This window comes from Limnofasciculus baicalensis BBK-W-15 (assembly GCF_024178385.1).
GTDB lineage: Bacteria > Cyanobacteriota > Cyanobacteriia > Cyanobacteriales > Coleofasciculaceae > Limnofasciculus > Limnofasciculus baicalensis.
The window spans coordinates 23,922-31,674 of sequence record NZ_JAMZMM010000025.1 but is presented as its reverse complement, the minus strand read 5'-3'; the positions used below and the strand labels follow the sequence as shown (position 1 = coordinate 31,674).

General features: G+C 45.3%; 3 protein-coding genes. 2 read left to right on the top strand and 1 reads right to left on the bottom strand.

Annotation, left to right across the window (positions count from 1 at the left end):
• Positions 1-147 precede the first annotated feature (147 nt).
• A complete protein-coding gene (locus NJ959_RS04415) occupies positions 148-3,438 on the bottom strand; it encodes a phycobilisome rod-core linker polypeptide (RefSeq protein ID WP_254010538.1) in 3,291 nt (1,096 codons plus the stop codon).
• Between the two features lie 565 nt (positions 3,439-4,003).
• Between NJ959_RS04415 and NJ959_RS04410 the strand changes: the two genes are divergently transcribed.
• Both NJ959_RS04410 and NJ959_RS04405 read left to right on the top strand, forming a co-directional pair.
• Positions 4,004-5,188: a class I SAM-dependent methyltransferase gene (locus NJ959_RS04410; RefSeq protein ID WP_254010537.1), complete on the top strand. Its 1,185-nt coding sequence runs from the start codon at positions 4,004-4,006 to the stop codon at positions 5,186-5,188.
• Between the two features lie 181 nt (positions 5,189-5,369).
• Positions 5,370-7,658, top strand: coding sequence for a TOMM precursor leader peptide-binding protein (locus NJ959_RS04405; RefSeq protein ID WP_254010536.1), 2,289 nt, complete (start codon positions 5,370-5,372; stop codon positions 7,656-7,658).
• Positions 7,659-7,753 lie beyond the last annotated feature (95 nt).

Below are 7,753 nucleotides of genomic sequence, written 5' to 3'. Positions count from 1 at the left end.
CCCCACACCCCACACCGGGGACAAGGGGGACAAGGGGGAGTTTTAACTCAAAACTCAAAACTCAAAACTCAAAACTCTCTTCCCCCACTCCCTACTCCCTACTCCCTACTCCCTTCTCCCTTCTCCCTACTCCCTACTCCCTTCTAATCAGGCTTTGACACTGCCCAAATAGTTGCCAGCGGTGAGGGTTGGGACACGGTGATAGGGAACCACGTATTCACCAAAGAAGCGATCGTATTCTGAACTATCAACGATGGTGGTAACGGTGGCATTAAGTCCCCGTTCAGCCATCAGCTTTGTATAGTCTTGAATCTCGGTCTGAGTGGCAGGTGTACGACCCAGTAAGTGGCGGAATAGTAACTCGACTACCTTATTTGCTGGATAGGACGAATAGAAGCGCCCCCGATAGGTTTCACTGGTAGCTAAAGCTTTCACAAACTGCCGCACCGAGATATCACCCTTGGTGAGTTGCTGCTCTAGTTCAGGACGACGATACTCTTGAGGAATTTCACCCGTCCAGATATCTAGCACTTGAGCGTAGATAGCATTAATCGCCACTGACGTTTCTGTCAAGTTAGAGCCAGGGGTGAGGCGGACAAGCCGTGCGGGTTGACGCTCCTTTGTGCTAACGCCCATCTGCTCGTTTCCCTTGGGGATGGAGCGACTCAGTTCCGCAAAGGCAGGCCTTTCCTTTGCTGCCATATCAGCAATTGCTTTACCTGTCAAGGGGAGTTTTGCCACATCTAGGCGAGAGGAGACTGGCGCAAAGCTGGGTACAACAAGTTCAGCATCTTGCTTAGTCTGCTTGTTATAGAGCTTCTCCGTGTTGGGGAAGTTAGCGGCTGGTAAGGTCGGGAAGCGACGATAGGGAACCGTATCTTCGTTAAAGACTTGGAGGTACTCCATGGAATTAACTAAGGCACTGACAAAGCCACGGATGCCACTAGATGCCAGAATTTGATTGTACTTTTGAATTTCCTTCTGGTTTTCTGGTGCGCGACCTAAGAAGTGCTTCGTACCAAGTTCAATTACCTTGGTGTTGGGGTAGGGGGTGTAGAACTCCTTGATGTAGAGTTCCGAGCAGCCAATACCTTCAATAAACTCCTTAACGCTAATTTCGCCATTGCTTAACTTGCTTTCCAGGGCAGTGAATTGACCTCGCACCACATACGGCTCAACATCCCGCTCGAATACCTGGCGATAAGCTGCACCAACCAACTGTTTAACGGCTGGCTTATCTTTGAGATCTGTTAGTTTGAAGATCTTCGTTTGTTGGCGCTGGACGGTGACACCTTGATTAATCCGGGATTGAATATCTGGTTGGGCGCGAGTTTCCACAACTGTACCAAGTTCGATGAATCTTGGTGTTGGCGGTTCAATTGGGGTAGTGTCGATTACCTTGGTGGTGCTACCTGGACGGAGCGATCGCAATGCCAAACCTGCTGGAGTTACATAGCGTTCGTAAGGAACCGTATCTTCTCCAAATGTTTCGGAGTACTCTTGAGAGCGAACCATGGACTCAACTAAACCGTAGAATCCCTGTTTGGCGCAAATATCGTAGTATCCGTTCATTTCAGAACGCCCGTAGGTGGGACGGCCTAAAAGACGACGATTGATATATTCAACGGCTTTCACCACATACAAAGGAGTCCAGTAGCGCTTGCGGAATCCATCGGACTTCGCCAGCATCAGGATAAACTCCCGGACAGAAATATCGCCGTTTTCGAGCTTGATTTCAGCAACCGTTTGACGTTCACCATCAAATGGAACACAGCCAAACACTTGTAGGTAACAAGCGCGAATCACTGCTTGGGTTGAGCTTTCAGAAAACTTGATACTTACTTCTTTCTTGCTGGGAATTTGGTCTAAACGAACCACTTTTGGTCCGAGGGAACCGGGGAATTCCCCACGCGCACCTGGATTGCCTGTTTGATTATTGGTGGCAGGTCCTTGGTGGATCAGAATCCGTCGTGTATCCTTGCCAAAGAAAGCTGGTCTGGTATTGGGACTGCGGGTTTCTTTGGGGAAGATAGCACCGAACTGAATTTCCAAGGGGTCGTTGCCAGAACCATAAGGGTGTTGGTCGGGCAGGGGTTGATTATATTGGGCAAATGTGGTAATGAACTGAGGAACTTTACGGAACGGAGCGCTGTAGTTAAACAGATCTTGCTGCATCCCCCAGTTCCGGCATTCCTGGGCTTCTTGCCCCAATCCCCGCAGGTAGGGAACGGTTTCTTCGCCAAAGTAATCTGAGTATTCCTGAGAATTGACCAACTCATCCACGAGGGCGGCTAAACCACCAGCGGAAACGATAGAGAAGTATTTTTGTACTTCTTCACGAGAGGATGGACCACGGCCGAGGAAGTGACGAAATGCCAATTCTAGGGCGCGACTGTTGATAAATGGCTCAAAGAATTGCTTCCGATACAGGGGAGATTGACCAAGGCGGCGAATAAATCCTCTCATGGAGATATCGCCGTTTTTGACCTGAGATTCTAAATTGGAGATTGATTGGCTGTAGGCGCGGGTAATGTCCCGTTCAAAGACTTGCCGATAAGCAGCTTTGATTACTTCATTCTTTTCTGAAGCTGATAATCCTGGCTTCATTACGAACTTAGGTCGCCGTTCTGCTGCGTTAAAGTAACTTTGGGGCAGTTTTAATCCTTGTTGGTCAACAGAAGGACGCTGCCGCACTTTATCGCCTGGAGTGCCGATGCTAAATTCATTAATCAGAATTTCAAAGTACTGATTAATAATCTCTGTTGCTTGAGCATCGTTACGGAAATAACTTAGTGACGCGCCGCGCATTTCCTGGATTGCCAGTAACGTCGCATCAATAGAGCAAGCATTTTCGATTACTTCCCGCAGTCCCCGGACGTTAACGGTGATGATGTTAGGATCGCCAGCTACGATCGCGTAGGTGACGTAGCGCAATGTCCATGATAAGTCCCGCAGGGACTTTTGCATGTTTCTCGGACCGTAGCGGGCGACGTTAATTGGTCGGAACCCGGCTGGAGCAGGTCCGCCACTTCCAGCACTGAAGATGTTGCGGAAGCCTTCAAAGAAGCCACCACCACTTTCTATGTATGTAGCGGTTCCCAATGTCATGGATTGTTTAACACTGGTGCTTTTGCCACCGATTGCCATCGCCATTGTTGGTATTGGTTCTTCCGCTGGCTTCTCTAGGAATGCCATTGGGGAACCGCCCACGAAAATCCGGTTGGCTGCACGGGACACAATTAGGTCAGAGTTTTGGGTGATAACACTGGAAATCTCTAAACGCTTTGTACCGGAACGGAAATATTCAGACAGTTCACTTAATTCGCCCCCTGCCAAGAACCGATCTTGTTGTTCGGCTTGGATAATGGTTGCAACTGGTACTGTTTGATAGAGTTGCGGACGTGCAACTGAGCTTCCACCACTTGCCTTAACACTCATTGGTTTTCAAAATCTCCCATCGACAATTAAATTATGTGTTAAGCCCGACCAGATTCCCCAGGCAGGCTACTTTCGCTGCTCTTGGGCTTAGGGTCTCAAACTGGGCAAATGAGTAAAAATACTCATTTAAGTTCCCCAGAACAATTCCCTAATGCCGTCAACAAATCAATGACTTCGCTAAATCTGGTCAGGATCTAGATTAAAACGTTTCCGCTGCAACACGAAACTTAAAACGAAACCTAATTGACCCGCTTTCATGTTTCTTTCCTGCTTCTGCCAGGAGTGATGGCACTTAACCTGTCCACAGGCGTTGATTCCGACGTTGCCCATCGTACTCTTACAAACTCATAACAGAGTCATGATAGTGGATTAGGTTACATCGATGAGAAAAACCATAAGTTTTGTTACATTTGTTGTTGGTTATTGGTTATTGGTTGTTGGTTGTTGGTTTTTGGTTTTTGGGGTATTGTGATAATAAATAAGTGTAACAGGCAAGATGCCTGTTCTACGACAAACGAGAAACAACCAAAAATAACAAGGGGCTTAAGCCCCTTGTCTGGAACAAATGATAAATCAAGATAAAATTGCTGCGGTGCAAAGACTTTACGATACTTACCCGTTTCCGCCAGAGCCTTTGCTGGATGAGCCGCCACCGGGCTATAACTGGCGCTGGAATTGGGTAACAGCTTATCACTTTTGCACGGGTCAAAAACCCCAAAGGCAGGATATCCGCATTCTAGATGCAGGTTGCGGTACGGGTGTGGGGACAGAATACCTAGTTCACCTCAATCCTCAAGCGTCTGTGGTGGGAATTGACGTGAGTGGGGGGGCTCTGGATGTGGCGAGAGAAAGGTGTCGCCGCTCGGGTGCTAATCGGGTAGAGTTCCATCATCAGAGTTTGTATGATGTGGCCCAAATTGAGGGAGAATTTGACCTGATTAACTCTGTGGGAGTGTTGCATCATTTACCAGATCCGATTCGCGGGATTCAGGCTTTGGCTGGAAAGCTTGCACCGGGGGGATTGTTCCATATTTTTGTTTATGCTGAGTTGGGACGTTGGGAAATCCAATTGATGCAGGAAGCGATCGCACTTTTGCAGGGAGATAAGCGCGGAGACTACCGGGATGGGGTTAGTGTCGGTCGTCAGTTGTTTGCATCTTTACCAGAAAATAACCGTATTGTCAAGCGAGAAAAAGAACGTTGGTCCTGGGAAAATCAGCGAGATGAGTGTTTTGCAGATATGTATGTTCATCCCCAAGAGGTTGACTACAATATTCAGACGCTATTTGAACTGATTGATGCTTCTGGCTTGGAGTTTGTCGGGTTTTCTAATCCTCGATATTGGGATATAGAGCGATTGGTGGGGAAAAATCCGGAGTTGATGGAACGGACTAAGGGATTGAGCGAACGACAATTATATCGGTTAATTGAAGTATTAGATCCAGAAATCACCCATTATGAGTTTTTCCTGACTCGTCCTCCTTTAAATAAGATAGATTGGTCGGAAGATCGAGTATTATTGGCTGCTATTCCGGAACTTAGTCCCTGTATGAATGGTTGGCCTAGTCAGTCTATATTTGATGGTGATTATCAGGTGGTTCAGTTATCAGAGACAGAGTTTGGATTTTTGCAAGCTTGTGATGGGAATGAGACGGTGACAGTAGGGGAGATTTTGCAGCGGGGGGAATTGGGAATAGAGGAAGTGCGATCGCTCTTGAAGAGACAGTTGATTTTATTAACACCTGGGTAAATCCGATTGCCAGCCAGAGAATTAATTCTCTGGCTAATAGTTTAAGTCCATTTAAACTCAGATCTGGCATCAATGTCATTAAGGATGAAAAAACTAGGTTTATGGACTAAAAATCCGATCTAGTCGTCTTTATTAACTGATTTAAACATAAAAAAAATACTTCTCAACTGACAAACAAAATATGTTAAAAAAACCAAAATTTAAAAATTGTTATCGAGCCGAAACTGTAGATAATGAGGGAGTATTTATCTTCTCAGAAAGAGATAATTTTCTGTTAAGTGAAGAGCAATTTTATCAGCGATTAACCCCTTTGATTGACGGGAATCATACAACGGACGAAATCGTAGACAAAATGACCATAAATTTGCTGCATGAAAATTTTTCAATTCAGGGAGCAGTAGACATCGGCGTAAAAGTTCACTACGCTCTGATGGAGATGGAAAAGAAGGGCTATATTGTTGAAAGTGAGGAAGAGATAGAAACTCAATTAACAACATTCTGCGAAACTTTAAACATTCATCCTCAAGAAGCTAACCGCCGATTGCAAACTACCAAAGTAGCGGTAAAAACTTTTGGTTCTGTTGATGACTCAGCATTTATTTCTACCTTAGAATCGCTGGACATTCAAGTATCTGATGAAGCCGATATAACAGTAGTTCTGACAGATAACTATCTTCAAGAAGATTTGGCTATTTTTAACCAACAAGCCTTAGAGAAATCGCACCCGTGGATCTTGGTAAAACCAGTGGGAACAGTTATTTGGATTGGACCGATATTTCATCCCGGCAAAACTGCTTGTTGGGAATGTCTGGCACAACGGTTGCGAGGTAACAATCCCGTTGCAGAATTCGTCCGCAGACGTAAGGATATTGCCTATCCTTTAAAACCACCCGCTTATTCATTGACATCCACCAGTCAAACTGCTGTAGGAATGGCTGCAACAGAAGTTTTGAAGTGGATTTTACTGGACAATAAACGGTTAGAAGGAATCCTAGTTACCCACGATACTTTATCTCTGGAAACTAAAAACCATATAGTGGTGAAACGTCCTCAATGTCCGAGATGCGGACAAGAAGTATTTAGGAATGGAAAACCTCAACCCGTCTTTCTAGGAAGGCGGAAAAAAACCTTCACGGCAGAGGGAGGACATCGTTGTGTTTTACCTCAAGAAACCCTGAGAAAATACCAACACCATATTAGCCCGATTACAGGAGTTGTGCGAGGATTAGAAAAATTGTGGATGGGGGCAAACGATCTAACTCATACTTATGTAGCCAAGCATCATTTCGCCACAATGTTCGATGATTTGAATGCCTTACGCCAAAATATGGGGGGCAGAAGTGCAGGTAAAGGGAGGAGCGATATCCAAGCTCAAGTTAGTGGTTTTTGTGAAGCAATTGAGAGGTATTCCGGTGTCTTTCAAGGAAATGAGATTCGGGAAAAAGCAAGTTACTACAAACTGGGAGAGCGAGGAATTCATCCCAATACTTGTATGAATTTTAGTTCGACGCAGTATGAAAACCGTCAGGAATGGAATGGAAGTTGTGAGGGCTGGTTTCAAAAAGTACCAGAACCTTTTGATGAAGAAAGAGAGATAGACTGGACTCCAGTTTGGAGTTTAAGCACTGAAGAATTTAAGTATTTGCCTACTGCTTACTGCTATTATGGCTATCCCAAACCCGAAAAACCAGATTGTTGGGCGGATGCTAACGGGTGTGCTGCGGGCAATACTTTGGAGGAGGCAATTTTACAGGGATTTTTGGAATTAGTGGAGCGAGATAGCGTTGCTTTGTGGTGGTATAATCGTCTCCAAAAACCTGCGATCGATTTAGATAGTTTTGATGAGCCTTATTTCCATGCTCTGAAGATATATTACCAAACTCTCAATCGCGAATTGTGGGTTTTGGATATTACCAGCGATTTGAATATACCTACTTTTGTGGCGGTTAGTAGGAGAATAGATCGCAAAATAGAAGATATTATTTTGGGGTTTGGGACTCATTTTGACCCCAAGCTAGCTATACAAAGAGCGCTAACAGAGGTGAGTCAAATGCTTCCGGCGGTTTTGAGTGCCAATCCCGACGGAACAACTCGATATGCAGCTTCGGCTGATTCTCAGCTATTGCACTGGTGGAAAACATCAACATTGGCAAATCAGCCCTATTTAGTCCCCGATGTCAATGTTGCTCCTAAATGTAACTCTGATTATGGGATTATTTGGCATGAGGATTTGTTAGAAGATATTGCATACTGTCGGGAGCTAGTTGAGGAAAGGGGTATGGAAATGCTAGTTCTCAACCAAACGCGCCCCGATATCGGATTAAATGTGGTTAAGGTTATTGTTCCGGGTTTGCGGCATTTCTGGAAGCGGTTGGGTGCGGGACGACTGTATGATGTTCCTGTGCAAATGGGTTGGCTTAATAAAGCGTTGAGGGAGGAAGAATTGAATCCAATTCCTTTATGGATGTAATGATATTGACTCAGATATTGTACCAGTGGACAAAACCGCCAGTGGCTATCAGCCACTGTCTAATAGCTTAAGTCCGTTAAAACGGACTATAATCA